General features: G+C 65.7%; 26 protein-coding genes. 9 read left to right on the forward strand and 17 right to left on the reverse strand.

All coding sequences use genetic code 11. The features are described 5' to 3' along the window. Window positions 1-69: 69 nt before the first annotated feature. Together AC3A4M_RS06195 and AC3A4M_RS06200 are read right to left on the reverse strand one after the other, a co-directional pair. Window positions 70-1,248, reverse strand: coding sequence for an amidohydrolase (locus tag AC3A4M_RS06195; RefSeq protein WP_498733435.1), 1,179 nt, complete (start codon window positions 1,246-1,248; stop codon window positions 70-72). Between the two features lie 105 nt (window positions 1,249-1,353). Further along, the gene (locus AC3A4M_RS06200) at window positions 1,354-2,502 is read right to left on the reverse strand and encodes a mannose-1-phosphate guanylyltransferase (RefSeq protein ID WP_498734651.1); all 1,149 of its coding nucleotides are present in this window, start codon (window positions 2,500-2,502) and stop codon (window positions 1,354-1,356) included. 355 nt (window positions 2,503-2,857) lie between these two features. On the opposite strand from AC3A4M_RS06200, the gene sdhC reads away from it, so the two are divergent. From sdhC to AC3A4M_RS06225, 5 genes are all read left to right on the forward strand, one after another. After that, window positions 2,858-3,241, forward strand: coding sequence for a succinate dehydrogenase, cytochrome b556 subunit (gene sdhC / locus AC3A4M_RS06205; protein ID WP_139006899.1), 384 nt, complete (start codon window positions 2,858-2,860; stop codon window positions 3,239-3,241). Window positions 3,242-3,243: 2 nt separating this feature from the next. After that, complete coding sequence (locus AC3A4M_RS06210) at window positions 3,244-3,714, forward strand: succinate dehydrogenase hydrophobic membrane anchor subunit (RefSeq protein WP_498733306.1); 471 nt, start codon at window positions 3,244-3,246, stop codon at window positions 3,712-3,714. A gap of 135 nt (window positions 3,715-3,849) precedes the next feature. Continuing rightward, window positions 3,850-5,637 (forward strand): succinate dehydrogenase flavoprotein subunit, encoded by a 1,788-nt coding sequence (gene sdhA, locus AC3A4M_RS06215; RefSeq protein ID WP_498733308.1) that lies wholly within the window; start codon window positions 3,850-3,852, stop codon window positions 5,635-5,637. Continuing rightward, window positions 5,637-6,425 (forward strand): succinate dehydrogenase iron-sulfur subunit, encoded by a 789-nt coding sequence (locus AC3A4M_RS06220; RefSeq protein ID WP_139006896.1) that lies wholly within the window; start codon window positions 5,637-5,639, stop codon window positions 6,423-6,425. Before sdhA ends, AC3A4M_RS06220 begins: the two co-directional genes overlap by 1 nt. Window positions 6,426-6,560: 135 nt before the next feature. Further along, the gene (locus tag AC3A4M_RS06225) at window positions 6,561-7,340 is read left to right on the forward strand and encodes an alpha/beta hydrolase family protein (protein WP_498733310.1); all 780 of its coding nucleotides are present in this window, start codon (window positions 6,561-6,563) and stop codon (window positions 7,338-7,340) included. A 59-nt stretch (window positions 7,341-7,399) separates the two neighbouring features. On the opposite strand, the gene AC3A4M_RS06230 is transcribed toward AC3A4M_RS06225, so the two are convergent. The 10 genes from AC3A4M_RS06230 to AC3A4M_RS06275 all read right to left on the reverse strand — a co-directional run bounded on the left by AC3A4M_RS06230 (window position 7,400) and on the right by AC3A4M_RS06275 (window position 15,945). Next, the gene (locus AC3A4M_RS06230) at window positions 7,400-8,545 is read right to left on the reverse strand and encodes a YihY/virulence factor BrkB family protein (protein ID WP_498734653.1); all 1,146 of its coding nucleotides are present in this window, start codon (window positions 8,543-8,545) and stop codon (window positions 7,400-7,402) included. Beyond that, a complete protein-coding gene (locus tag AC3A4M_RS06235) occupies window positions 8,487-9,116 on the reverse strand; it encodes a 2'-5' RNA ligase family protein (RefSeq protein ID WP_498734654.1) in 630 nt (209 codons plus the stop codon). Before AC3A4M_RS06235 ends, AC3A4M_RS06230 begins: the two co-directional genes overlap by 59 nt. A gap of 2 nt (window positions 9,117-9,118) precedes the next feature. Then, window positions 9,119-10,189 carry a tryptophan--tRNA ligase gene (trpS, locus tag AC3A4M_RS06240; RefSeq protein ID WP_498733316.1) on the reverse strand — a complete coding sequence of 357 codons (1,071 nt, stop codon included), beginning with the start codon at window positions 10,187-10,189 and terminating at the stop codon, window positions 9,119-9,121. Window positions 10,190-10,204: 15 nt separating this feature from the next. Next, window positions 10,205-11,026, reverse strand: a complete 822-nt coding sequence (locus AC3A4M_RS06245; protein WP_498734800.1) for an exodeoxyribonuclease III — start codon at window positions 11,024-11,026, stop codon at window positions 10,205-10,207. An 86-nt stretch (window positions 11,027-11,112) separates the two neighbouring features. Then, on the reverse strand, window positions 11,113-11,643 hold the full coding sequence (locus AC3A4M_RS06250; protein ID WP_498734656.1) for a hypothetical protein: 531 nt from the start codon (window positions 11,641-11,643) through the stop codon (window positions 11,113-11,115). Between the two features lie 110 nt (window positions 11,644-11,753). Continuing rightward, on the reverse strand, window positions 11,754-12,113 hold the full coding sequence (locus AC3A4M_RS06255; protein ID WP_498734658.1) for a VOC family protein: 360 nt from the start codon (window positions 12,111-12,113) through the stop codon (window positions 11,754-11,756). A 121-nt stretch (window positions 12,114-12,234) separates the two neighbouring features. After that, window positions 12,235-13,086: an ABC transporter permease gene (locus tag AC3A4M_RS06260; RefSeq protein ID WP_498734660.1), complete on the reverse strand. Its 852-nt coding sequence runs from the start codon at window positions 13,084-13,086 to the stop codon at window positions 12,235-12,237. Beyond that, the gene (locus AC3A4M_RS06265) at window positions 13,083-14,024 is read right to left on the reverse strand and encodes an ABC transporter permease (protein ID WP_498734662.1); all 942 of its coding nucleotides are present in this window, start codon (window positions 14,022-14,024) and stop codon (window positions 13,083-13,085) included. The genes AC3A4M_RS06260 and AC3A4M_RS06265 overlap by 4 nt, the downstream gene beginning before the upstream one ends. Continuing rightward, complete coding sequence (locus tag AC3A4M_RS06270) at window positions 14,017-14,970, reverse strand: ABC transporter ATP-binding protein (protein ID WP_498734664.1); 954 nt, start codon at window positions 14,968-14,970, stop codon at window positions 14,017-14,019. The genes AC3A4M_RS06265 and AC3A4M_RS06270 overlap by 8 nt, the downstream gene beginning before the upstream one ends. A 54-nt stretch (window positions 14,971-15,024) precedes the next feature. Further along, window positions 15,025-15,945 carry a LysR substrate-binding domain-containing protein gene (locus AC3A4M_RS06275; protein ID WP_498734666.1) on the reverse strand — a complete coding sequence of 307 codons (921 nt, stop codon included), beginning with the start codon at window positions 15,943-15,945 and terminating at the stop codon, window positions 15,025-15,027. A 138-nt stretch (window positions 15,946-16,083) separates the two neighbouring features. On the opposite strand from AC3A4M_RS06275, the gene AC3A4M_RS06280 reads away from it, so the two are divergent. From AC3A4M_RS06280 to AC3A4M_RS06290, 3 genes are read left to right on the forward strand one after another with little or no spacing between them, the layout of a single operon-like run. Then, complete coding sequence (locus AC3A4M_RS06280) at window positions 16,084-17,283, forward strand: cytochrome P450 (RefSeq protein WP_498734668.1); 1,200 nt, start codon at window positions 16,084-16,086, stop codon at window positions 17,281-17,283. A 47-nt stretch (window positions 17,284-17,330) separates the two neighbouring features. Then, window positions 17,331-17,657 carry a 2Fe-2S iron-sulfur cluster-binding protein gene (locus AC3A4M_RS06285; protein ID WP_074699272.1) on the forward strand — a complete coding sequence of 109 codons (327 nt, stop codon included), beginning with the start codon at window positions 17,331-17,333 and terminating at the stop codon, window positions 17,655-17,657. 29 nt (window positions 17,658-17,686) lie between these two features. Further along, window positions 17,687-19,024: an NAD(P)/FAD-dependent oxidoreductase gene (locus tag AC3A4M_RS06290; RefSeq protein WP_498734670.1), complete on the forward strand. Its 1,338-nt coding sequence runs from the start codon at window positions 17,687-17,689 to the stop codon at window positions 19,022-19,024. Between the two features lie 7 nt (window positions 19,025-19,031). Here AC3A4M_RS06290 and AC3A4M_RS06295 read toward each other — a convergent pair whose 3' ends face one another. Continuing rightward, a complete protein-coding gene (locus tag AC3A4M_RS06295) occupies window positions 19,032-19,955 on the reverse strand; it encodes a LysR family transcriptional regulator (RefSeq protein WP_498734672.1) in 924 nt (307 codons plus the stop codon). A gap of 155 nt (window positions 19,956-20,110) precedes the next feature. On the opposite strand from AC3A4M_RS06295, the gene AC3A4M_RS06300 reads away from it, so the two are divergent. Further along, window positions 20,111-21,517: an MFS transporter gene (locus tag AC3A4M_RS06300; RefSeq protein ID WP_498734673.1), complete on the forward strand. Its 1,407-nt coding sequence runs from the start codon at window positions 20,111-20,113 to the stop codon at window positions 21,515-21,517. Window positions 21,518-21,609: 92 nt separating this feature from the next. Here the strand turns inward: AC3A4M_RS06300 and AC3A4M_RS06305 are convergent, their stop codons facing one another. From AC3A4M_RS06305 to AC3A4M_RS06320, 4 genes are all read right to left on the reverse strand, one after another. Beyond that, the gene (locus tag AC3A4M_RS06305; protein WP_498734675.1) at window positions 21,610-21,897 is read right to left on the reverse strand and encodes an SHOCT domain-containing protein; all 288 of its coding nucleotides are present in this window, start codon (window positions 21,895-21,897) and stop codon (window positions 21,610-21,612) included. A gap of 179 nt (window positions 21,898-22,076) precedes the next feature. Continuing rightward, window positions 22,077-22,760: a response regulator gene (locus AC3A4M_RS06310; RefSeq protein WP_498734676.1), complete on the reverse strand. Its 684-nt coding sequence runs from the start codon at window positions 22,758-22,760 to the stop codon at window positions 22,077-22,079. After that, a complete protein-coding gene (locus AC3A4M_RS06315; RefSeq protein ID WP_498734677.1) occupies window positions 22,757-23,938 on the reverse strand; it encodes a sensor histidine kinase in 1,182 nt (393 codons plus the stop codon). Before AC3A4M_RS06315 ends, AC3A4M_RS06310 begins: the two co-directional genes overlap by 4 nt. Before the next feature lie 165 nt (window positions 23,939-24,103). Further along, entirely contained in the window at window positions 24,104-25,003 is a 900-nt protein-coding gene (locus AC3A4M_RS06320; protein WP_498733341.1) for a bifunctional methylenetetrahydrofolate dehydrogenase/methenyltetrahydrofolate cyclohydrolase, read from the reverse strand. Between the last annotated feature and the right edge of the window lie 13 nt (window positions 25,004-25,016).

Below are 25,016 nucleotides of genomic sequence, written 5' to 3' on the forward strand. Positions count from 1 at the left end.
ACACAGAACAAACGACGACGGCGGGGCCCGGCTGCGTGCCCCGGCTCCGGTTCATCTGCGGTCAGGCTGCTAGCCCTGGTCCTTGCCGCGGCAGGCCATGACGGCGGCTGCGGCCATGACGCGCACTCCTACGCCGATCGCGTGCTCGTCCGGCGTGTAGTCGCCGCGGTGCAGGTCGAACGTCTCGCCGCCTTTCGTCCGCGTCCCCAGCCGCATCATCGCGCCGGGAACTTCCTGCGTCATCCACGCGAAATCCTCGCCGCCCATGGACTGAGGCGTCAGTATGACGGAACCGGGGCCAAGCTCCAGCCGTGCGGCGGCTTCGATCAAACCGGTTTCCCGCTCGGTGTTGATCACCGGAGGCACGCCGCGGATGTGTTCAAGCTTCACTTCGACGCCGAACGGTGCCGCCACCTGCGTGACCACCTCATCGAGCAACTCCCCCGCAGCATGCCAGGCCTCGCCGTCGAGACAGCGCATGGTGCCGGCCATGAACCCGTGTGCGGGAATGGCGTTCGGCGCGGCGCCGGCGCGGATCTGGCCCCAGACCACGGAGACCGCGCTGCGCACGTCGATCCGGCGGCTCAGCACCGCCGGGACGTTGACGGCAATCTCGGCCAGCGCGAAGACCAGGTCCTCGGTCAGGTGCGGCCGCGAGGTATGCCCGCCGCGTCCGGAGAGCTCGATCCGGATGGTGTCCGATGCCGAGGTGATGGCGCCGATCCGGGTGCCCACTTGGCCTACGTCCACGCGGGGGTCGCAGTGCAGGGCGAGGATACGGGGCACATCTACCAGGACGCCCTGTTCAATCACGGCCAAGGCGCCGCCCGGCATGGTCTCTTCGGCCGGCTGGAAGATGACGCGCACCCGGCCGCCGAGCTCCCCTTCCATTTCCAGCTTGCACAGCACCAAGGCCACGCCGAGCATGACTGTCGTGTGGATGTCGTGGCCGCACGCGTGGCTGATGCCCTTATTAACCGAGGCGTATTCCAGCCCGGTCTCTTCCATGATCGGCAGCGCATCGATGTCGGCACGCAGGCCGATGGCCAGCGGCCCCTCGCCGATGTCCACGTACAGCCCGGTGCCCTCCAGCGGCACAGGCTCAAGCCCTGCCTCCCGCAGCCGGGCAATGAGGTTGGCCGTCGTACGGAACTCCTTGTGGGACAACTCCGGATGCTGGTGCAGATCCCGACGGAACTGCCGCAACCCGTCCACGAACGGGGCCGTCCACACACCTATGCGGGGAATGCTGTCCGAAGTCTCTGAAATAGTCTGCACAGACAAACTCTACCCAGTTGCCGCCGGAAGAGCCGCGTTCAACGTACCCGCGTTAAGCGAACCAAGCGGCCCGTTTCAGAGGACGTCGGTGTCGCCGCTGGCGCGGAGGGATTCGACGGCCTTCTTGACCTGCTGGGCGTGTTCCTTGGTGGTGATCAGCAGCGCGTCCGGGGTGTCCACCACCACGACGTCGTCAATGCCGATCAGCGCGATCACGCGTTTGGTATCGGAGACCACCATGCCGGTGGAGTTTTCCGCATACACCCGTGCGCCCTCGCCGAGCACGGTCAGGTTGTTCGTCTCCGAGGCGGCGTTCAGCCGGCCGATCGCGGCGAAGTCCCCCACATCGTCCCAGGAGAAGTCGCCCGGAATCATCGCCACGTCCCCGGCCGCGGCGGCCGGCTCCGCGACCGCGTAATCGATCGCGGTCTTCGGCAGCCCGGGCCACACCCGGCGGACCACGTCGCGGCGCTTGGGGGTGTCCCAGGCCGCGGCGATCTCCATCAAACCGGCGTAGAGCAGCGGCTCGTTGGTCTCCAGGTGCTTGAGCAGCAGTTCCACCGGGGCCACGAACATGCCCGCGTTCCACGAATACCCGCCCTCGGCCAGGTACGCCTGCGCGGTCTCGGCGTCGGGTTTTTCCACGAACTCGGTCACCCCGAGTGCGTTCGGCGCGGATTCGATGCCCAGGTTCCCGTTGGTGCGGATGTACCCGAACCCGGTCGAGGGGTGCGTGGGGGTGATCCCGATCGTGACGATGTAGCCCCCGGCGGCGGTATGGATCGCCTCGCGCACCGCGTCCTGGAACTTCTCCACCGGGTTGATGACCTGGTCCGCGGCGAAGGAACCCATGATGATCCGCGGATCCCGGTGGTACAGGATCGCCGCGGCCAGCCCGATCGCGGCCGCGGAGTCCTTCGGCTCGGACTCCAGCACCAGGTTGTTCTTCGTCAGCTCCGGCAGCTGCGCCAGCACCGCCTTGCGGTGCGCGGTCCCGGTGACCACCATGGTCCGGTCCCCGCACAACGGCTCCAGACGCGAATACGTCGCCCGGATCAGCGTGCTCCCGGACCCCGTCAGGTCATGCAGGAACTTCGGCGCCGCCGCCCGCGAGAGCGGCCACAACCGGGTCCCCACCCCGCCGGCCGGAATAACACCGTAAAAACGGCCCAGCACATTGTCTTCATTGGCCGGGCCATTGCCCAGCGGCTTATCAGTAGTCATCACTTCAAAGGTAGACCAGTCCGGCGCCGGGCGTACTCATCCTGTGGAGGTATCCGGTGCACGCGCCTGTCAAGGGCTGTCCGCAGCGTGAACGCCAGGTTCGGACGCTGCAGCCTGTTTGCGAGGCCGGGAATAGGGCATGTTTTAATGGCCTAAATGCCTGAATTTGCCCCTATTTCGCGCGGAACAGGCGTACATGACAGCGCCGCTGTTAAAAAGCTCACATGTGAGTGTCTTCAAATTGAATAAGCCCTGAGCGAAGCCTAGATTAGTCTAGAACGAAGAGCGCTCTCGCATGGCGTAACTCTGCGTGGAAACCACGCTAGCGCCCTTGCGATGCAGGGAGGTTAATTCAGTGTCGAAGACACCAGCAGGCACCCTCTACCGCGGCCGAGAAGGCATGTGGTCATGGGTAGGACACCGCGTCACCGGCGTCGCAATTTTTTTCTTCCTCTTAGTACACGTACTGGACACCGCGCTGGTACGCGTATCGCCGGAGGCATACAACGTCGTTATAGCCACGTATAAGAACCCGTTCATGGCCCTTCTGGAAGCGGGGCTGGTAGCAGCCATCGTCTTCCACGCCTTTAACGGACTGCGTGTCATCCTCGTGGACTTCTGGAAGAAGGGCCCGAAGTACCAGGCACAGCTGCTGTGGGGCGTTGTCGGGCTGTGGGTTCTCGTCATGGTTCCGTTCCTGATCCGTCACCTTACGCTCGCATTCACCGGGGGTCACTAATCATGGCAGTTACATCTGAAATCCAGGCACCGCGCTCCGGTCGCGTTGCACCTAAGTACACCCGCCATGGCAGCTCCCGCGGCAACTTTGAAATGCTCGCATGGCTGTTCATGCGCGTTTCGGGCCTCGTCCTGGTTGTCCTGATCTTCGGCCACCTGTTTGTGAACCTCATGGTTGGCGAGGGCGTGCACGCCATCGACTTCGGCTTCGTGGCCGGCAAATGGGCCGACCCGTTCTGGCAGATCTGGGATCTGGCGATGCTGTGGCTGGCCATGCTGCACGGCACCAACGGTGTGCGCACCATCATCAACGACTACGCGGACAAGGACGGCACGCGCTTCTGGCTCAAGACCGTTCTCTACGCGGCCACGGCCGTCATCATTGTGCTCGGCACCTTGGTGATCTTCACCTTCGATCCGTGCCCGCCGAACGCCGCTGCTGAACTGCTGCCTTCCTTCTGCCCCGCGCCGTAGTCCGGCGCCCGGCCGCGCCGGAAACGCGGCCGGCAGAACATCCAGCAGAACGCCGCGGGCGCTGCCATCGGGGCAGCACCCGAGGCAGCATCAGCCCGTGAAGAACATTTGGTTTCAACAGAAAGAGCATCTGGTATGCAGGTCCATAAGTACGACGTCGTTATTGTCGGTGCCGGTGGCGCCGGTATGCGCGCCGCCATTGAATCAGGCCAGCGCGCGCGAACAGCAGTACTGACCAAGCTTTACCCCACCCGTTCCCACACCGGCGCTGCCCAGGGCGGCATGTGCGCCGCGCTGGCGAACGTGGAAGAAGACAACTGGGAATGGCACACCTTTGACACGGTCAAGGGCGGCGACTACCTGGTAGACCAGGACGCCGCCGAGGTCATGGCGAAGGAAGCCATCGACGCCGTGCTGGACCTGGAAAAGATGGGCCTGCCCTTCAACCGCACGCCCGAAGGCAAGATCGACCAGCGCCGCTTCGGCGGACACACGCGCGACCACGGCAAGTCCCCGGTCCGCCGCGCCTGCTACGCCGCCGACCGTACCGGCCACATGATCCTGCAGACCCTGTACCAAAACTGCGTCAAGCACAACGTTGAGTTCTACAACGAGTACTACGTTCTGGATCTGCTCCTGGTCGAGGAGGAAGCACTCCGCGAAGACGGAACTCCCTACATGCAGAAGCGTGTTGCCGGCGTCGTCAGCTATGACCTCGCCAGCGGCGAGATCCACGTTTTCCAGGCCAAGTCCGTGGTCTTCGCCTCCGGCGGTGTGGGCAAGGTCTTCAAGACCACCTCGAACGCCCACACCCTGACCGGTGACGGCATGGGCATCGCGTTCCGCCGCGGCATCCCCCTGGAAGACATGGAGTTCTTCCAGTTCCACCCGACCGGCCTGGCCGGCCTGGGCATCCTGCTCTCCGAAGCCGCGCGCGGCGAAGGCGGCATCCTGCGCAACGCCGACGGCGAACGCTTCATGGAGCGCTACGCCCCGACGATTAAGGACCTTGCGCCCCGCGATATCGTGGCCCGTTCAATGGCCAACGAGGTCCGCGAGGGCCGTGGCTGCGGCCCGAACAAGGACTACGTCCTGCTGGACCTGACCCACCTGGAGCCGGCGCACATCGACGCCAAGCTCCCGGACATCACCGAATTCGCGCGCACCTACCTGGGCGTGGAACCGTACACCGAGCCGGTGCCCGTGTTCCCGACCGCGCACTACGCGATGGGCGGCATCCCGACCAACATCAAGGCCGAGGTTCTGCAGGACAACGACACGGTTGTCCCCGGCCTCTACGCCGCCGGTGAGGTAGCCTGCGTCTCCGTCCATGGCTCCAACCGACTGGGCACCAACTCGCTGCTGGACATTAACGTCTTCGGCAAGCGCGCCGGTATCGCCGCCGCCGAGTACGCCAAGGTAGCGGAGTACGTGGAGGTTCCGGAAAACGCCGACCAGTTCACGATCGATCTGATCGAACAGGTCCGTGCGGCCAACGGCACCGAACGCGTTGCCCAGCTGCGCAAGGAACTGCAGGACACCATGGACGCAAATGTCCAGGTCTTCCGCACCGAGCAGACCCTGAACGAAACGCTGAACGTGATCGCGTCCCTGCGTGAGCGCTACAAGAACATCGGCATCCAGGACCGCGGCCGCCGCTTCAACCTGGATCTGCTCGAAGCCGTGGAACTGGGCTTCCTGCTGGACATGGCCCAGGTCATGACCGTTGCCGCCATGCACCGCGAGGAATCCCGCGGCGGCCACTTCCGGGAAGACTTCCCGGACCGTAATGACGAAAAGTTCATGAAGCACTCCATGGCATACAAGGATGACTTGGCTACGTCCGAGTCCGTCGCCGGTATCCGTCTGGAAACGAAGCCGGTTGTATTCACGCGCTACGAACCGATGGTGAGGAAGTACTAATGAGCACCCCGACCGAAATTCCCGAAGGACCGTCAAAGGTCGAGCTGGCCCCCGGGGTCGGCGGCGGAGGGGAAGTCCCGAGCTTCGACATCACGCTGAAGGTTCGCCGGTACGATCCCGAGGTTTCGGAAGAAGCCCGCTGGGACGAGTTCAAGCTGACCATGTTCGGCACGGACCGCGTGCTGGATGCCCTGCACAAGGCCAAGTGGGAGCACGACGGCTCGGTTTCCTTCCGCCGTTCCTGCGCCCACGGCGTCTGCGGTTCCGATGCCATGCGCATCAACGGCCGCAATCGCCTGGCCTGCAAGACGCTGCTGAAGGACCTGGACACTTCCAAGCCGATCCTCGTCGAGCCGATCAAGGGCCTGCCTGTGGAGAAGGACCTGATCGTGGACATGGAGCCGTTCTTCCAGTCCTACCGCGAGATCATGCCGTTCCTGATCAACTCGGGCCACGAGCCGACGCGTGAGCGCCTGCAGTCCGCCGAGGACCGCGAGCGTTTCGATGACACCACCAAGTGCATCCTGTGCGCTGCGTGTACCTCGTCCTGCCCGGTCTTCTGGACGGACGGCCAGTACTTCGGCCCGGCCGCTATCGTCAACGCGCACCGCTTCATCTTCGACTCGCGCGACGATGCCGGCGACATGCGCCTGGAGATCCTCAACGACAAGGAAGGCGTGTGGCGCTGCCGCACCGTCTTCAACTGCACCGAGGCCTGCCCGCGTGGCATCCAGGTGACGAAGGCGATTGCCGAGGTCAAGAACGCCGTGCTGAACCGCAAGATCTGATCCGTCCCGGCTTGCCGGGTCCGTCAGGTCCTTACGACCTGCCAGCATACGTAAGGTGCCGATTCGTCAGGAATCGGCACCTTACGCTTTTAACCATCCGCCCGTATTCCGGCTTGACGGCCAGACAGGAGCAGCATGACCACGTTCGAGAAAGTGAGCTTCCCAGGGGTTGGCGGCACCACGCTGGCCGGGGTCCTGGATATACCCGACGGCGAAGTGCGAGCCTGGGCGCTGTTCTGCCACGGCTTCACGCTGGGCAAGAACAGCGCGGCCGCGGCCCGGATCTCCAAGGCATTGGCCCGGCACGGCATCGGCGTGCTGCGTTATGATGCCGCGGGACTGGGCGGCTCCACCGGGGACTGGTCGGCGGCCACCTTCTCCACAAAAATGGCGGACATCGGCAGTGCGGCGGCGTTCATGCGCGAGAGCGGTCGCCGGATCTCGCTGCTGATCGGCCATTCCCTCGGCGGGGCCGCCGTGCTAGGCGCGGTCGGCAGCCTCGACGAGGTCAAGGCCGTGGCCACCGTGGCCGCCCCGTTCCGGCCGGACCATGTGATGCACCTTTTCGACGAAGAGATTGACGACGTCGAGCGCACCGGCTCGGCCGAAATCACCTTGGGCGGCAAACGGCTCGAAATCCGCCGGCAACTCGTGGAAGATCTGCGCCGGACCGATCTGACCGGCTGCATCAGCAACCTGGACCGGCCGCTGTTGGTCATGCACTCCCCCACCGACAACACCGTGGGCGTGGAGAACGCCGGAGAGATCTTCGCGGCGGCCAAGCACCCCAAGTCATTCATCTCGCTCGAAGGCAGCAACCACATGCTGACCGACCGGGATCAAACGGACCGCGCCGGCCTGCTGATCGCCGCCTGGGCCAACCAGTACCTGGATACCGAAGACCCGCTGAGCTGACCCTGCCGGACGGAACCAGTGCGCGGAACCGGCAGGACGGTTGCAGCCTGGCAGACTGCTCACGGAACGCTGGCGCCGTCGAGCGCGTGGTCGAGGCCACCGTCCTGCTTCAGCTGAGCGCGCCGGCGCAGGGACAGGAAGCCGCGTGTCCGGCCGCCGGCCTGTTCCCGGGCGTGCAGGTCCGCCTTGCCGATGGCACCCCACGCCGTCGCTATCAGGTACACCTGGCTGAGGAAGTAGAACCAGACAAACAGGCCCAGGATCACCGCGAACGGCGCCAGCAGCGGGTTGTTTCCCACGGTACCCAGCAGGTCCGACGCGAAGTACCGCAGCACGGTACTGCCGATCCCGGCGATCAGCGCTGCCTGGAACATGATGCTGCGCGGCATGCGGACACCGGAGGCGATCCGGAACAGCACCACGGCGGCCACCATGTCCAGCAACAGCATGACCAGCACCGCGGTGATCTTCGTCAGCGGAACCACCGCGCCGCCGTCGAAATGGAGCAGATTGATGATCAAGTCCAGCGCAGTGTTCGCTATGCCGGCCACGGCCGAGGTCAGCATCAGCGCCACCCCCAGCAACAGCAGCGTGCCGACGTCCTTGAGCTTGATCAGAACCGGGTTCCCCTGCAGCGGCGGGAGCCCGAAGACACCGCGCATCCCCTCGCGCAGGCCCGCAATCCAGCCCAGGGAGGTCAGGATCATGGCGGCCGTGGAAATGATAAGCGTGATGCCGAACGCCCCGCTCTGGGAGAAGAGCTGCTCCGGCTTGGCCAAGCCGCCGTCGCCGGTATTGATCAGCCCGGGCGTGGAATCGTTGACCACTTCCACCACGGCCAGCTGCAGGTCGCGGTTTCCGGAGGCGATGAGGCCGAAGATGGAGAATCCCGCCACCAGCATCGCTGCCACGGAGAAGAACATATTGTAGGCGCTGCCCGCGGCCATGAGCGGCCCGTGGCGCATGCTGTAGAGCATCCAGACCCGCATGACCCGCCACGCGTGGGCTTTCGCCTGAAAGTACTGCAGGGCGGCCAACACCGTCTTGCCCGTGGAGCCTTGGCGCCGGGCCCGGACGAAGGCGCGCCGCTTTTCCAGCTCGACAACCTTCAGCTTCTGCCGTTCGAGCGGATGCGGTGTTTCGGATTTACTCCCGCTGCTGCCCGTCGCCTTGCGCGCTGCCCTCTGCGCCGATTTCTGTCCCAAAGCTCAGCTCTTCCCGCAGTATCCAAACTCCTGACGAATCGTGCTCGTACAGGCCCATGCTACTGACGGCGAAGGAAGCGTCATAGTCAGCAAGCTTATTTTCGGCCGCATCCATGCCGGCATCGCTGACATCGTGGGCCACGGTGATGTGCGGGTGGAAGTCGAATTCCAGCTCCCGGGCCAACGGTCCCGCCTGCAGCTTCCGGTGCAGCGCAACGATTTCATCGAAGCCCTCGGCAATGTTGAGGTAGACCACCGGCGACACCGGCCGGAAGCTGCCGGTGCCGCGCAGGGCTACAGTGAAGGGCTGCTGGCTGCGGGCAATCCGGCGGACGTGTTCGGTAGTCGCAGCCCAATCCGCTACCGGCGTCGTTGTCACCAGCGTGACGTGCGGCGGGATGACGGCGGCCATTGGGTCGCCGAAGGAGGCTCGCCAGCCCTCAAGGTCGCCGGCCAGCGGCTCCGGAATGCCGATTACGACGCCGGCACAGCCCACCTCAGGCAGGGCAGCCGTACGGACGCCGCCGTCCGGAGCGACGCCGGGGTCCACCTGCAGCCGGTGCTGGCACATTGCTAGCGCCGTGCCCCTGCGGGCAGGAAACCGACCTTGTCATACACATCGGCAAGTGTAGCCGAGGCGATACCGCGGGCCTTTTCGGCGCCGCGGGCCAGCAGCCTGTCCAGCTCGGCCGGATCGTCCAGCAGTTCCTGGGCGCGGGACTGGATGGGCGCCAACCGCTCCACCACGAGTTCCGCCAGATCCACCTTCAGGTGGCCGTACATCTTGCCCTGGTAATCCGCGACGATCGAGTCGATGCTCTTGCCGCTGAGCGTGGAGTAAATGGTCAGCAGGTTGGACACGCCGGGTTTGGTGTCGCGGTCGAAGCGGATCTCGGTGCCGTCGTCGGTCACCGCGGACTTGATCTTCTTCGCCGCGGTCTTCGGGTTGTCCAGGATGTTGATCAGGCCCGCCGGGGAATCGGCCGACTTGGACATCTTGGCGTTCGGGTGCTGCAGATCGTAGATCTTCGCCCCCTCCCGCGGAATCACCGCTTCAGGGACCACGAAGGTCTCGCCGAAGCGGTGGTTGAAGCGCTGGGCCAGGTTGCGGGCCAGTTCCAGGTGCTGGCGCTGGTCTTCGCCGACCGGCACGCCGTACGGGCGGTAGAGCAGGATGTCCGCGGCCATGAGGACCGGGTACGCGAACAGGCCCACGCTGGAGTGCTCGGCTCCCGACTTCTGCGACTTGTCCTTGAACTGGGTCATCCGGGAGGCCTCGCCGAAACCGGTAATGCAGTTCAGCACCCAGGCCAGCTCCGCGTGCTCGGGCACATGGGACTGGACGAAGAGGGTGGACTTCTCGATGTCGATCCCGCCGGCAATGTACTGCGCGACGGTCACCCGGGTGCGCGTGGCGAGCTCGGCCGGGTCATGGTCCACGGTGATGGCGTGCATGTCCGGGACGAAGAAGATGGAGTCATATTCATCCTGCATGCTGACCCAGTTCACCAGGGCGCCGAGGTAGTTCCCGAGGTGGAGCGAATCCGCCGAGGGCTGCATGCCGGAGAGCAGCCGCTTTCGCGAAGTGCTTGCGGCGGCCTTGGTGGTTTCGGCGTCGTCGGTGGTCTGGGTTGTGCTGGTCATATGAGCAGGATCTTTCTAGAAGCGGTAGTCCACTACCAAGGGTGCGTGGTCTGAGAAACGCGCGTCGTAGGTCTCGGCGCGGTCAACGACGGCGTCGGACGCGAGGGCGGCGAGCTCCGGGGTGGCCATGTGGTAATCGATGCGCCAGCCGGCGTCGTTGTCGAAAGCCTGCCCCCGCCACGACCACCAGGTGTACGGACCGGGAACCTCGCCGGCGAGGGAACGGTGCACGTCCCGCCAGCCGTGCTCGTCGCCGAAGAAGCGGTCGAAGTAAGCCCGTTCCTCAGGGAGGAAACCGGACTTCTTGACGTTGCCCTTCCAGTTCTTGATGTCCAGGGTGGTGTGGCCGACGTTGAGGTCGCCGACCACCAGCGCGTAGTCCTTGGTGGTCTTCAGCTCCGTCAGGCGGTTGCCCATGACGTCCAGGAACCGGTACTTGTCCACCTGCTTCGGTGTATCAGCCTGGCCGGAGTGGACGTAGGCGCTGACCACGGTCAGCGTCTGGGTTCCGTCGTCGGACGGGATCTCGAAGTCCGCTTCAACCCAGCGGCCGGAAGTAACGAAGTAGTCGTCGCCGATGTGGTCCCGGGTAGCCACCGGGGCGATGCGGGAGGCAACGGCGACGCCGGCGCGGCCCTTCGCTTCGGCTTCGGCGTGCAGGATGTGCCAGCCGTCCCCGAGCAGTTCGCGCACAATCGCGTCAGGGGCCCGGACTTCCTGCAGGCACAGAATATCCACATCGCGCTCCGCCAGCCAGGCTTCCATGCCGCGCTTGTAGGCGGCCCTGATGCCATTGACGTTGACGGTGGCGATCCGCAATTTTTGCCTTACCGCGATGCCTGCTCCGCCTGCTGCAGTACCGGATTCCTGAACGATGCCCTCGAGTGCCAAACTCACTCGACTACCTTACCCAAGCCCGCAGCTCAGTTGACAACCGTGCCCGTAACCGGACCCTCGCCGTCGTTCTTGCGGATCATGCCGCGGCCGTTGTGGGCGGTCACCTCGATGGTATCGAGGGCGCGCTCCACCATGCCCTCGTCCTTGCCCAGATAGTCCCGGACGACCTTGGCCTGGACCTGGACGATCTTGAAGCTGTGGTCCAGCTTCTCGTCCCGGACGGCGTTGGCCCTGGCCACCTGCTCCTCCACCACGGCGGTGCCGCCGGCGGAGCCCTTGGGCATTTGCTGGGCAGCGAAGTCTGCCTGGGCGGTGGCGAACTTCTCCTTGGCCTTCTTGGTGGCACCCCGGACGCTGAACACCACGAAGGCAGCCAGCAGCAACCAGCCGAGCGCGATGATGGCCACGATCCAGCCGATCACATCGTTCTGGTTGGCGGCGAAAACAACGGCAAAAAGAAAGACCAGCACCATGACGGCGATGCCGAGATTGCCCGCCTTGAACGGCAGGACGCGGTTGGCAGAGGTATTCGCTGAGGGGTTCCCAAGGGATTGCATGGAGCTATTGTCTCAAATCCTGACCCGGGGCGCGGGCTGCTTCCACCGCAGGCGAACGATCCGCCGCGGACCGTCTTGGCAGCGCCGCTTTACGCGCACGCCGGGCAGCGTCACCAAAGCACCAAGCAGAACGGATGCCCCGCCGGGTCCAGATAGACCCGGAAGGTTTTGGTGCCTGAATCCATGCTGGTCGCGCCCAGCTTGAGGGCAAGATCCTCCGCAATGTCCAGGTCCTTTACCCGCACGTCGACGTGCATCTGCTGCGGGTGCTCGCTGCCGGGCCACTGCGGCGGCATGTAGTCCTCCACCTTTTGGAAATCGATACCGGGGCGTCCCGTCCCGTCGCCGATGCTGATCCAGCCGTCCTCGTCGTGCTGGATGCGGATCATGCCCAGCAACTGCTCGTAGAACGTGGCCAGGGAATCCGGATCCGGACAATCTATGACCAGCGACTGCCATGTACCTATCATCGCCAACTCCTGAACTTCGTGTAAGCGTTCCATCGGGCACTTTCCATGATCACCCGCACCCGGAAGGATGGCTACCCTCGGGTGGCCTGCCGGCTGTCGGCGGCAGAAAGCAGGCGCACCATCACTTCAGGAACAGTTTCCGCAACCTCGCGGTGGTCAGGATCAGGCCGAGCACAATCATGACCAGGTAGTAGAGCACGTGGATGCCAGTGGCGGCGGTGAACGTGCCGACGCTGAGCTGGCGCAGCAGTTCCACCCCGTGCCACAGCGGCAGCGCCTGGATCATCCACTGGATGGCCTGCGGGTACACGGACAGCGGGTAGAACGTCGCGCTGAACAGGAACATCGGCAGCATGAGGAAGTTGATCCAGTCCATCTGCTGGAAAGTCTTCATGAAGCTGGTGATGCCCATTCCGAAGGACGCGAACCCGAAAGCTATGACCACCGACGCCGGAATCATCAGGAGCGCCCAAGGCGTGGTGATCAGCCCCATCACCCCCATGATGGCCGTGAAGCCCGTGGCGTAGAGCGCGCCGCGGAGCAGGGCCAGCGTGATCTCGCCGAGCGCCACGTCCAGCGGGCCCAGCGAGGTGTAGAGCATGCCCTGGTACAGCTTGGCGAAGTTCAGCTTGAAGAACACATTCCAGGTGGAGTCGTACACCGCGCCGTTCATCGCCGACACGGCCAGCAGGGCCGGGGCGATGTAGGCGATGTAGCCGATCTCCTGGCCGCCGGGTCCTTCCACGGTTCCGACCAGCGAGCCGAGCCCGATGCCCATGGCAATCAGAAAGAGCACCGGCTCCACAAAGCCGCTGGCCATGACCGCCCAGTTGCTGCCCCATGTCGCCTTCAGACCACGTGCGACGACGGCACGTACATTTCCCGAGTAAAGGGAACCGAAGGGGCGCCCCGACGGCAGGAGCTGAAGCTGGTCCCCGGAAGAAGTCCGGCCGCTGCCCGCGGTCGCGCTCATTTGCCCAGCCTCCGCTCATAGATCCGCTGGGCGAAGATCCAGCCGGCCAGTGCCAGCACCGCCAGATAGAGTACGTGGGTGATGGTCAGCCAGACCGGCTCCCCGTATCCGTAGCTGAGCACCCGGCCCAGCTCGGCGGAATGCCACAGCGGGGAAAGCCAGCCGATCCACTGCACCGCCCACGGCATGGAGGCCAGCGGGAAGAACGTGCCGGAGAACAGGAACAGCGGCATGACGATGAACCGCTGGACCATCGCAAACTGTCCGCGGTCCTCCTGAATGCTGGCGGCATAGGCCATCAGCGGCAGCCCGAAAGCCATCCCGCCCAGGGCGGCCGTGAAGATCATGATCCAGCCGGTGGAGCCGGGCACTGCCTCGAACAGCAGCAGGAACGCGAAGTAGATGCCGGTGGTCAGCAGCAGCCGGAAGGAAACTCCCAGCGCGTGGCCATTGACCAACTGATGGCTGCCCAGCGGGGAGGCGTTGGGCCCGTAGTACGTGCGCCGCCATTTGAAGCCGGACATTACGGGATACGTGTTCTCCTCGCTGGCCACCATGATGCCGGCCGTGGCCAGCAGGGCCGGGGCCACAAAGGTGAGGTAGGAGACCACGGCGCCGTTGCCGGCGTCGAGCGTTGCATTGGAGTTGGCATCGACCAGCGAGGCCAGGCCGACGCCCATGGCATACAGGTAGACCAGGGGCGTGCCCACGGCCGTCATGGCCACCGTCCAGCCGTAGCCGCGCATAGTCCGGATCCAGTGCTCGGCGAAGTAGAGGGAGCCGTATTTCCGGGCCTTCGCGGCGGACTGCTCCGGGGTCAGGGGAACGTGGAGGGACAACAGCGGCGTGGCCGCGTCTGCCTCGCGGGCACTGGCGGACCCCGGGGACGGGGTTGGCCCGGGGTGTGCGGACCTGGGCTGGAGATTGTTCTCAGTCAACGAGGCTCCTGCCGGTCAGGCGCAGGAACACGTCTTCCAGGCTGGAGCGGCGCACCAGCGAGGTCACCGGGTGAAGCCCCCGCCCGCTGACCTGTTCCAGCGATGTTTCGCCGTCGTGCGTGTAAATCAGCACGCGGTCCGGCAGGGTTTCGAGGCGCTCGCCGATCCCCTCGAGCTGGGCGGCCACTGTGGCGTTGCGCTCGGAGCCGAAGCGCAGCTCGAGCACCTCCCGCGTGGAGTATTCGCGGATCAGGGCGGCCGGGGACCCCTCGGCCATGATCCGGCCTTTGTCCACCACGATCAGGCGGTCGCAGAGCTGCTCCGCCTCGTCCATGTAGTGGGTGGTCAGTACCAGGGTCACGCCCTGTTCCTTGAGCCGGAACAGCCGGTCCCACAGGATGTGCCGGGCCTGCGGATCCAGGCCTGTAGTGGGTTCATCCAGCAGCAGGATCTTCGGCTCGTTGATCAGCGAGCGCGCAATGGTCAGCCGGCGCTTCATGCCGCCGGAGAGCGAGTCCACCTTGGCCTTGGCCTTGTCCGAGAGCTGGGCAAACTCGAGCAGTTCGTCCGCCTTGGGCCGCAGGTAGCTGTGCGGCAGGCCGAAGTAACGCCCGTAGACAACCAGGTTGTCGCGGACCCTGAGGTCCTCGTCCAGATTGTCCTGCTGCGGAACCACGCCCAGATGCGCACGGACCTCGGGGCCATGCTGCTCCGGGTCCAGACCCATGATGGCCAGGTCGCCGGAGGTGCGCTGGGAGACGCCGCCGATCATCCGCATGGTGGTCGATTTGCCGGCGCCGTTGGGGCCGAGCAGCCCGAAGGATTCACCGGCGGGCACGTCGAAGGAGATGCCGTCGACAGCGGCGAAATCCCCATACTTCTTGGTGAGCCCGCGGGCGGAAATAACCGTCTTGGTCAGCTGCTTCGGCGCGGCAATGTTAGGCACGTCATAAGCCTAATCGAGTTCACTGATTGAGCAAGGTCAATCACCGCCGTACGCCTAGGCAGGCGGCAGATTGCGGGCATTCCGGGCGGCGCTGGCGGCGAAGCCAACCATGGCCTCCGCGCGGTCAGTCAGCCTGATCGATTCGGGCCAGACCATCTTCACGGCAACGGGCTTCACGGCCGGCACGATCGGCTTGGGCACCACCGGCAGCCCCTCATAGGAGGAATCAATCGCCGGCCGCTGCACCAGCACCGAATACCCGACGCCGCGGCCCACCAGCGAACGCGTCAGCTCGAAGTCCGTGGTCCGGTAGCGGATGGCCGGGCTGACGCCGGCCTGCTCGAACAGCGTCATGGTGTGGTGGCTGCTTGGCGGGGCATCCAGCAGGATCATTGGATCCTCGGCCAGCTCCTGCAGCGAAACCTCCGGCTGGCCGGCCAACCTGTGGGCCAGCGGCAACAGCACATAGCCCCGCACGTCGTAGAGCTGGACCGAGCCCAGCCCGGGACTCAGGTCCATGTCGTACACGATGGCCAGGTCCAGCTCCCCGGCGAAGAGCCGCTCCTGGATCCGGTCCTGCGGCCCTTCCACGAAGTCCAGCTGCACCTTCGGATGGTTCACGGTGAAGCCCTCGATCAGCACCGGCAGGATGGTCGGCGCGACGGTGGCATAGCAGCCGATCACCAAGGGCCCGGCCAACTCCCGCCCGCCGCTGCTGGCGTTGAGCTCCAGCTCCTCGGCGGAGCGCAGGAGCTCGGCGGCCTGCGCGTAGAGGTACGAGCCGGCCGGCGTCAGCGACACCCCGTGGGCCTTGCGCCGGACCGTCAGCTGCGTCTTGAAGATTCGTTCCAGCTCGGTCACCGCTGCGGCGACGGCGGTCTGGGACACATGCAGCTTGGCCGCAGCACCGGAAATGGTTCCCGCTTCCGCCACCGCAGTGAAGTAGGAGAGCTGCCTCAGCGTGTAGCGCGCCACCGTTCCTCCTATCCCCCGCTTTTCTGCGGATAAATCAACTATTTATGAACTTTACCCGAGGATATGACTCCTGCCACACTCAGTTGAAAGACAGCTCACCTACGTGCCGGTCCGACCGGCAGCAACAAGGAGTGGACGATGACCGCCGAAGCCATTGCAGCCCGCCCGGTGCCCACCGCGGACTGGGTGACCATCGAGGACCTCTACCGCAACCCGTTCCCGATCTACCGGAAGATGCGTTCCGAGGCGCCGGTCCATTGGGTGCCTGCCGTGAACCGCTACATGGTCACCAGCTACGCGGCCTGCCACACGGTCGAGAATGACCAGGAAATCTTCTCCGCCGACGAAACCAACTCGCTGATGAAGCGCGCCATGGGCCACTCGATGCTCCGCAAGGATGATCCGGAGCACGACGTCGACCGCAAGTCCTATGGTTCGGTGCTGCGGCCAAAGGCGATCAAGGAGCACTGGAACGCGATCTTCCAGGCCAACCACGAAAAGTACCTGGCCCGGCTCAAGGCCGCCGGCCCGGGCTCCGACCTGATCTGGGAGTACGCCGCTCCGTACGCGGCGGAAAACCTGCGCCTGGTGATGGGCTTCCACAACGCCACGCAGGAAGACATGCAGCGCTGGTCGCAGTCGATGATCAACGGCACCGGCAACTACGCCGATGACCCGGAGGTCTGGGCCGCCTCGGAAAAGTCCTACAACGAGGTCGACGACGCGATCGATGAGATCCTGCCCTACCTGCGCAAGAACCCGGACTCGAGCCTGCTCTCCGGCATGACCAGCATGCCGATCCCGCTGGAAGCCATCCGGGCCAACATGAAGATGACCATCGGCGGCGGCCTGAACGAACCCCGCGACGTGCTCGGCGTGGCAGTCTGGGCGCTGCTCTCCCATCCGGACCAGCTGGCCCAGGTGCTGGCAGACCCCGCGCTCTATCCCACCGTGTTCGAGGAATCCGTCCGCTGGGTCGCACCCATCGGCATGTACCCGCGCGAAACCACCCGCGACACCGTCCTGGAAGGCGTGCAACTGCCCAAGGGCGCCCGCCTCGGCGTCGTTGTTGGTGCTGCCAACCGCGACCCGGAGGTCTTCGAGGATCCGGAGAGCTTCAACATCAACAGGCCCAAGAAGCCGCATCTGGCCTTCGGCGGCGGCAACCACTACTGCGCCGGCGCGTGGGTGGCCAAGGCCTCGGTGTCGGGGATCGCGCTGCCGCAGCTCTTCGCCGAACTGCCCAACCTGCGCTTGGACCCGGAACGGCCGGCCGTCGATGCCGGCTGGGTGTTCCGCGGCATGAACGCCCTGCCGGTCCGCTGGGACGCGAAGTAACCGGCATATCATCAGACCAGACCACACTTTCAAGAAGGAAACCTCCCATGGCTAAAGTCAGCTTCCACCACAATGACGGCAATGTAGACGTGCTCGACGTCGACCCGGGCACCTCCCTGATGCGCGCGGCCGTGACCAACGGCGTCGCCGGCATCGTCGGCGAATGCGGCGGCCAGGCAATGTGTGCCACCTGCCACGTCTACGTCCGTCCCGAGTACCTCGACGGGCTCCCGGAAATCAGCGAGGACGAAGAGGAAATGCTCGAATGCACCGCAGACCCGCGCGATGAGGACCGCAGCCGGCTGGGCTGCCAGATCAAGGCGGGCGAAGGGTTCGACGAGATCGAGGTCGACGTCCCCGCCAGCCAGATCTAGGAAGTCCGCCACCGCAGAGAAGGGCCACCATGACCGCCGTACCCAGCACATCGAGCAACGCGCAGCACTCGCAGAACCCGCGGAACCAGCAGAACATTGTCATTGTCGGCAACGGGCAGGCCGGCATCCAGCTGGTCGACTCGCTGCGCAAGGAAGGCTACGCCGGAACCATCACGGTGATCGGCGAGGAAACGCACTTCCCGTACCAGCGCCCGCCGCTGTCCAAGGACTTCATGGCCGCGGACAAGGAGCCGAAACCGCTGCCGCTGCGCGCGGAAAAGTTCTTCACCGACAACGACGTCGACTCCCGCCTGGGCGTGCGGGTCACCTCCATCGACCGCGCCGGACAAACCATTGCGCTGTCCGACGGAGCCAGCATCGCCTACACGACGCTGGTCCTGGCCACAGGCGCCGCCAACCGCGAACTCAACGTCCCGGGCAGCGGTCTGGAAGGGATCTACGGGCTGCGGACCCTGGCCGACGCCGAAGCCGTCCACGCCCGCCTGGACACGGTGCGTTCCGTCGTCGTCATCGGGGCCGGTTTCATCGGGCTTGAGTTCGCCGCCGCGGCGCGCAAACGCGGGCTGGACGTCACGGTGCTCGAATACGCGGACCGGCCAATGGCCCGCGCGCTGAGCCCCGTGATGGGCAACTGGTTTGCCCAGGCCCACCGGAACATGGGTGTGGACCTCCGCCTGGGCGAAGGCATCGCCTCCTTCACCGGCAACGACAGCGGGCAGGGCGAAGCCGGGCAGGCAAGCGAGCGCGGGCACGTGGCCGCCGCGGTCAGCACCACCGGCGAAACCTACCCCGCCGACATGGTGCTGGTGGGCATCGGCGTCATCCCCCGCACCGAACTCGCCGAGCAGGCAGGCCTCGCGGTGGCGAACGGCATCACGGTGGACAGTGCCATGCGCACCGACGACGAGGACATCTACGCCCTGGGCGACTGCGCGAACTACCCCAGCCACCACGCCGAGGCGCGCACCCGGCTCGAATCCGTGCAGAACGCCACCGACCAGGCCCGGCACACCGCCAAGTCCATCCTCGACACCCACGACGGCGGCCGCGACTACACCGAGCTGCCCTGGTTCTGGTCCACCCAGGGAGACCTGCGGCTGCAGATCGCCGGGATCGCGCACCCCGACGACGAAACCGTCCTGCGCGGGAACCCGGATGAGGGGAAGTTCTCCGTCTTCTGCTTCCGCAACGGCCGGCTGGTGGCAGTCGAATCCGTGAACCAGCCTGCCGACCACATGGCCGCCCGCCGGCTCCTCGCCCAGGGACGCACCCTCGCCCCGGAACAGGCCGCCGACCTGGAATTCGACTTCAAGGCCTACTCCAAGGCCGCCGCGGCAGGCGTCTAGCCGGTTCTCAGTCCTGGCCGCCCAGAACCCGCACGGCCAGGTCCACCACGGCTTCGGCCCGCGGGCTCAGCGACATGTCTTCGGGCCAGATGGCGCAGACCGTGGTCCGGGTGGCCGGCGGGGACAACGGCCGGATGGCCACCGGACGGCCCTCGACGGTCAATCCCGGAGAGTTCGGCCTGGACATCAGCAGGGCATACCCAAGTCCGCGGCCGACCATCGCCTGCACGAGGACCATCTGGGGCATTGACGAGACTACGTTGGGACGCAGGCCGCGCTCGGCGAAGACATGGTGGGTGTTGGCAGTGCTGGGGCTGGAGTCGTACATGATCAGGGACTCCTCGGCCAGCTGCGCCAGATCCACCGTCTCCTGCGCCGCAAGCTTGTGGTCCGGCGGCAGGACGGCCTCGAGTTCCGTCCGGTAGATGGTCCGCTGGTTGTACCCCGCGGGCAGCTGCATGTCGTAGACGATGGCCATATCCAGCAGCCCGGCATCCAGCGCGGGCAGCAGTTCGGTGTGCGTGCCCACGGTGACGTCCACGTTCAGCTGCGGATGTGCGGAAGGCAGGGCTTCAAGGATGCCGGGCAGCAGGTTGTGGGCCAGGCTGCTGAAACAGCCCAGCTTCACCGGGCCCTTGAGCGTCCCGGCTTCTCCGGCCAGGTCGTTGACCAGGTCGTCGGCGTCGCGGATGAGCCGGCGCGCCCGCTGGGCAAAGAACTGCCCCGCAGGAGTCAATTGGAGCCCGCGCGCCTTGCGCCGCACGCACAGCTGCTCCCCCGCGACCTTCTCCAGGGCGGTGATGGCCTGGGATAGAGCCGACTCCGAGATGCGCAGGCTGGCCGCGGCCGCACTCAGGGTGGGGAAATCCGGCAGGGCAGCGAAAAGCTCCAGCTGGCGGAGCGTGAAGTTAGCCACGGTTCTTCGGTCCAATCAAGGAAGTTATGCAGTTCTCTGAAGTTTACCGGAGGAAGTTTTCCTGTGATACTCGTAACAACTGTGGACTAGTTCCACTTTTCAACCGTTCATGAATTCAACCGGCTCCCGTGCCGGCCACATTGCAGTAATCGCTCGATCAAGGAACATGTATGAGCACTCACACGCAGCCCCGCTCCGAGGCTTCGAACCAGCGCCGGGTGGCCTTTGCCACCATCATCGGCACCACCATCGAGTGGTACGACTTCTTCATTTACGCCACGGCCGCGGGTCTGGTTTTCGCCGACCTCTTCTTCAAGCCGGCCGGCGACTCGATCGGCCTGCTGCTTGCCTTCGCCTCTGTGGGCATCAGCTTCCTCTTCCGGCCTCTGGGCGCCTTCCTTGCCGGCCACTACGGCGACAAGATCGGCCGCCGCGCCATGCTGGTGCTCACGCTGATCCTGATGGGCGCGTCGACTACGTTGATCGGCTTCCTGCCCACCTACGCCACCGCCGGCGTGCTGGCTCCCATCCTGCTACTCCTGCTGCGCATCGTCCAAGGCATCTCCGCCGGCGGCGAATGGGGCGGCGCGGTCCTGATGGCCGTCGAGCATGCTCCGCGGGACCGCCGCGGCCGCGCGGGCTCCTTCCCGCAGCTCGGTGTTCCCCTGGGCATGCTGCTGGCCTCGGGCGTCACCGCCCTGATGACCGGTGTCATCTCCCCCGGCGCAGCCTTCGTCGAATGGGGCTGGCGCGTACCGTTCCTGCTGAGCTTCGTGCTCATTGTGGTCGGCTACGTTGTCCGCCGGACCGTGGAGGAAAGCCCGGTCTTCCAGGAAATCGCGGAGAAGAAAGAGCAGCGCTCTGTTCCCGCCGTCGAGCTTTTCAAGAAGCACTGGCTGCTGGTCATCCTGGCCGCGCTGGTCTTCGCCGGCAACAACGCCGCGGGCTACATGGCAACCGGCGGGTTCATCCCCAGCTACGCCACGGATCCGAACGGCCCGGTCGGGCTGGACCGCACGCCGGTCCTGCTGGCCATCACTTTCGGTGCCGCAATGTGGTTTGTCTTTACCCTGCTGGCCGGCATTCTCTCCGACAAGATCGGACGCAAGAAGACCTACCTGATCGGCTTTACCGCGCAGGCCATCACCGTCTTCCCACTGTTCTGGCTGATCAACACGGGCGAGCTGTGGGCACTCTACCTGGCGCTGGGACTGTTCTCGGTGGGCCTGGGTCTCGGCTACGGACCGCAGGCTGCCTGGTACAGCGAGATCTTCCCGGCCTCCGTGCGCTTCTCCGGCGTCTCCATCTCCTACGCGCTGGGCGCCATCCTCGGCGGGGCGTTCGCGCCGACCATTGCGCAGGCGCTGGTGCAGGCCACCGGTTCCTCCACGGCCGTGTCGGTCTACCTGCTGCTGGTGACCTTCGTGTCCATGGGCGCCGTGCTGGTCCTGCGGGACCGTCCGGGTATCGACCTGAGCATCAAGAACCAGGCCGAGCAGGAAGTCGGAGCCACCATCTTCGATAAGCGCCGCGGCGCCTCCACCGACGACGTCGACACCGTGAAGGCCACCGTCTAAAGCGCTCCTGCACAGAACAGCCCGAAGAGGCCCTGGATTTTATGTCCGGGGCCTCTTCGTTTGCGTCGTAGCCGGGGCCGGACCAGCCTCGGCTAGCGTTGCGGCTGGGCGCGAAGTACCTCCAGCCGCTGGCGGAACTCCGTCTCATCGATCTCCCCGCGGGCATACCGCTCGCGCAGGACGCCTTCGGCGCCCAGGACACTTTCCTGCCTGCGGTTGCGCCACATGGTGCGGCGGATCAGGAAGACGGCGAAGCCGATAACCAGGATCCAGAAGAGCGGAACCAGCAGGATCCACCAGCCGGGTCCGCGGCCGTCATTCCAAGGTCCTTGGGCGACAAAGCTGCTGGCGGCGATGGCGCCGGTTGCTGCGGTCAACATGATTGCTCCAAACTTTTCGTTCGTGACCGTCCGTCGATCACAGTTCAAGTCTTCCGAGCGCGGCGCCGCAGGTCGTCGCCCCGGTGGAGACACTTATGCACCGCCGGCTACTCTCCCGGGAGTGCCCGGCAGTACTCCCACGTGACTTGGCTGGCCGGGCGGGCTGAAGGCTACGGCTGTTACCGGTCCGGCGCCGCGCCGGTCCAGCCGGGCCGGACCAGCCCGGACTCGTAGGCCAGGACCACCAGCTGCGCGCGGTCACGGACCATCAGCTTGGTCATGATGCGCGAGACATGCGTCTTTGCAGTCAGCGGCGTGATGTACAGCTTCTCGGCGATCAGCGCGTTGTTCAACCCGGCGCCGACCAAGGCCAGAACTTCCCGTTCCCGTGCGGTCAACTGCTCCAACGACGACGGCGCTGCGGGCGCGGGGCGGGACTCGGCGGCCACCTTGGTCAGGAGGCGGCGGGTGACGGACGGCGAGAGGAGGGCGTCGCCGTCGGCCACTGCACGCACGGCGCGGATCAGCTCTTCGGGCTCGGTGTCCTTGACCAGGAAGCCGCTGGCCCCGGCCCGGATGGAGTCGATGATGTAGTCATCCAGTTCGAAGGTGGTCAGCATGATGACGCGCGTACCGGAGAGCTCGGCCGCGGCCAGAATCGTGGCGGTGGCGTCGATGCCGTCTCCCCCGGGCATGCGGATGTCCATCAGGACCACATCCGGCCGCGTTGCCTTGGCCAGGCGGACCGCGTCGGCACCTGTACCGGCCTCCGCGACGACTTCCATATCGTCTTCGGCGTTGAGCAGCGCCCTGAAGCCGGCCCGGATCAGGGTCTGGTCATCCGCCAGCAGCACCCTGATCATCGGTCTGCCCCTCCTGAACCCGGCCCGCCGCCCGTTGCAGGCCGGCCGGCAGCTGCAGGCCTGTCGCCCGGCAGCGGAATGCGGGCATGCACGCGGGTGCCTGCAGGCTCGCGCGTCCCCACCGCCAGTTCGCCGTCGAGCGTATCAAGCCGCTCTCTCATCCCGCGCAATCCGTTGCCTTCCGGCGCATTACCCAACCCCACGCCGTCGTCCTCCACCGTCACTTCGAGCACGCCACCGGCGACGCTGATGCCCACCCACGCCTGGCTGGCGTGCGCGTGCCGGACGACGTTGGTGACGGCTTCCTGGATGATCCGGTACGCCGTGCTTTCCGCCGGGGCTGCGCTTTCAGATAGCTGGCCCGCGTGGTTATCCAGCCGGACCTGCAGCCCGCCCTGTTCGGCCCGTGCCAGCAGTTCCGGCAGCTGGTCGAGCCGCTGGGCCGGAGCCCTCGGCGCATCTTGGCGCAGCACCGCGAGGACGTCGCGCACTTCGGCGAGGGCGTCCTTTGAACCGGACTTGATGGCTTCCAATGCCTGCCGCATTTGCTCCGGATCCGGATCCTTCCGTGCCAGGTGCAGGGCGACCGATGCCTGCACATTGATCATCGAGAGGGAGTGCGCAACGACGTCGTGAATATCCCGGGCAAGGACCAGCCGCTCTTCATTCCGGCGGCGCTGCTCCGCCTCGAGCTCGGAGCGCCGGCGTTCGGCGCGTCGTCCGGCACGGGACGCCAGCAGCTCCCCCATCATGACGACTATGACCAGCCAGGCCACGCCCGCCCCGGCCCGGGCAGAATCGGCGAGCCCGCCCGTGAAGAAAGTGGCGAAGAAGAACAGCAGAGCCAGGCCGCCGACGGCTCCCCAGGCCCACCAGCGTGCCTTGGAGCGCACCGCGATGAACAGCGCCACCACCAGGGAGAGCCAGATGGGTCCGCCCGGATAGCCGGCCGCGAAATAGGTTCCTGTTGCCAGGGCTGCCCCGGCGGCCATGGGACCGGGAGCCTTGCGGCGCAGCGATAGCAGCGCGGGGCCGGCCAGCAGCAGCGAGTAGGCCAGAGGATCCAGCGGACGCTGGGAAAACTGGTGGGCGGCGGCAAAACTGGTGCCGACCAGCTGGATGACGGCCGTCACCGCAATCAGGACGGCGGTGGGCGGCCCGCGGAAGCCCGGGTTCATGATCCGAGCGTACCTGCGCGACGGGGCGCTGCGCTTCCGCCCGGAGGTGTAGCGGGCCTACTCCACCGGGAGTAGGCCCGCCTCGAAGCGGGGTTTAACTGCGAAACGGGATCCTGCTGCCGCCGTGAAAGCGGAGCAGAATCCCGAAACGCAGCAGAACTGCGGTCAGCGTGCCTGGCGCTCGGCGGCTTCCACCACGTTGGCCAGCAGCATGGCGCGGGTCATCGGACCCACGCCGCCCGGGTTCGGCGAGAGCCAGCTGGCCACGGACTTGGCCGCGGGCTCCACGTCGCCGGTGACCTTGGCCTTGCCGGTCTCCTCATCCTCAACGCGGCTGACACCGACGTCGAGCACAATGGCACCGGGCTTGAGGTCTTCGGCCTTGACCATGTGCGGCATGCCGGCGGCGGCAATCACCACATCCGCGCGGCGGAGCTCATCGGCCAGGTCCACGGTGCCGGTATGGGCCAGCACCACGGTGGCGTTGATGGACTTGCGCGTCAGTAGCAGCCCCAGCGGCCGGCCCACGGTCACACCGCGGCCCACCACCAGCACGCGCTTGCCGGCCAGCTCGATGTCGTGGCGCAGCAGCAGTTCCACGCAGCCGTGCGGAGTGCACGGCAGCGGCGAATCCAGCGGCGCGTTGACGTTGAGCACCAGCCGGCCGAGGTTCATCGGGTGCAGGCCGTCGGCATCCTTGGCCGGATCGATCTTCTCGAGGATGGCGTTGGTGTCGATGTGCTTGGGCAGCGGCAACTGGACAATGTAGCCGGTGCAGGCCGGATCGTTGTTCAGCTCATCGAGGACCGCTTCCAGTTCCTCCTGCGAGATGGTGTCCGGCAGGTCGCGGCGGATGGAATTGATGCCCACCTCGGCGCAGTCCTTGTGCTTGCCACCGACGTACCACTTGCTGCCTGGGTCCTCCCCCACCAGCACCGTGCCGAGCCCGGGCACGATACCGCGGGTCTTCAGCGCGGCAACCCGCTCGGTGAGCTCTTCCTTAATGCGTTTGGCCGTAGCCGTTCCGTCCAGTTTCTGCGCGGTCTGGGTGGCTTCAGAATTCATCGGGCTCCTGTTC

It is taken from the genome of Arthrobacter sp. Soil_C_60 (assembly GCF_057656375.1).

Excerpts from the sequence above, each read along its gene's own strand:
- AC3A4M_RS06220 (WP_139006896.1), top strand. The coding sequence starts at position 5,637 with ATGAGCACCCCGACCGAAATTCCCGAAGGACCGTCAAAGGTCGAGCTG.
- AC3A4M_RS06280 (WP_498734668.1), top strand. The coding sequence starts at position 16,084 with ATGACCGCCGAAGCCATTGCAGCCCGCCCGGTGCCCACCGCGGACTGG.
- AC3A4M_RS06250 (WP_498734656.1), bottom strand. The coding sequence starts at position 11,643 with ATGCAATCCCTTGGGAACCCCTCAGCGAATACCTCTGCCAACCGCGTC.
- AC3A4M_RS06210 (WP_498733306.1), top strand. The coding sequence starts at position 3,244 with ATGGCAGTTACATCTGAAATCCAGGCACCGCGCTCCGGTCGCGTTGCA.
- AC3A4M_RS06300 (WP_498734673.1), top strand. The coding sequence starts at position 20,111 with ATGAGCACTCACACGCAGCCCCGCTCCGAGGCTTCGAACCAGCGCCGG.
- AC3A4M_RS06200 (WP_498734651.1), bottom strand. The coding sequence starts at position 2,502 with ATGACTACTGATAAGCCGCTGGGCAATGGCCCGGCCAATGAAGACAAT.
- AC3A4M_RS06255 (WP_498734658.1), bottom strand. The coding sequence starts at position 12,113 with ATGATAGGTACATGGCAGTCGCTGGTCATAGATTGTCCGGATCCGGAT.
- AC3A4M_RS06235 (WP_498734654.1), bottom strand. The coding sequence starts at position 9,116 with ATGTGCCAGCACCGGCTGCAGGTGGACCCCGGCGTCGCTCCGGACGGC.
- AC3A4M_RS06290 (WP_498734670.1), top strand. The coding sequence starts at position 17,687 with ATGACCGCCGTACCCAGCACATCGAGCAACGCGCAGCACTCGCAGAAC.
- AC3A4M_RS06285 (WP_074699272.1), top strand. The coding sequence starts at position 17,331 with ATGGCTAAAGTCAGCTTCCACCACAATGACGGCAATGTAGACGTGCTC.
- trpS (WP_498733316.1), bottom strand. The coding sequence starts at position 10,189 with ATGACCAGCACAACCCAGACCACCGACGACGCCGAAACCACCAAGGCC.
- AC3A4M_RS06260 (WP_498734660.1), bottom strand. The coding sequence starts at position 13,086 with ATGAGCGCGACCGCGGGCAGCGGCCGGACTTCTTCCGGGGACCAGCTT.
- AC3A4M_RS06225 (WP_498733310.1), top strand. The coding sequence starts at position 6,561 with ATGACCACGTTCGAGAAAGTGAGCTTCCCAGGGGTTGGCGGCACCACG.
- AC3A4M_RS06305 (WP_498734675.1), bottom strand. The coding sequence starts at position 21,897 with ATGTTGACCGCAGCAACCGGCGCCATCGCCGCCAGCAGCTTTGTCGCC.
- AC3A4M_RS06315 (WP_498734677.1), bottom strand. The coding sequence starts at position 23,938 with ATGAACCCGGGCTTCCGCGGGCCGCCCACCGCCGTCCTGATTGCGGTG.
- AC3A4M_RS06310 (WP_498734676.1), bottom strand. The coding sequence starts at position 22,760 with ATGATCAGGGTGCTGCTGGCGGATGACCAGACCCTGATCCGGGCCGGC.
- sdhA (WP_498733308.1), top strand. The coding sequence starts at position 3,850 with ATGCAGGTCCATAAGTACGACGTCGTTATTGTCGGTGCCGGTGGCGCC.
- AC3A4M_RS06320 (WP_498733341.1), bottom strand. The coding sequence starts at position 25,003 with ATGAATTCTGAAGCCACCCAGACCGCGCAGAAACTGGACGGAACGGCT.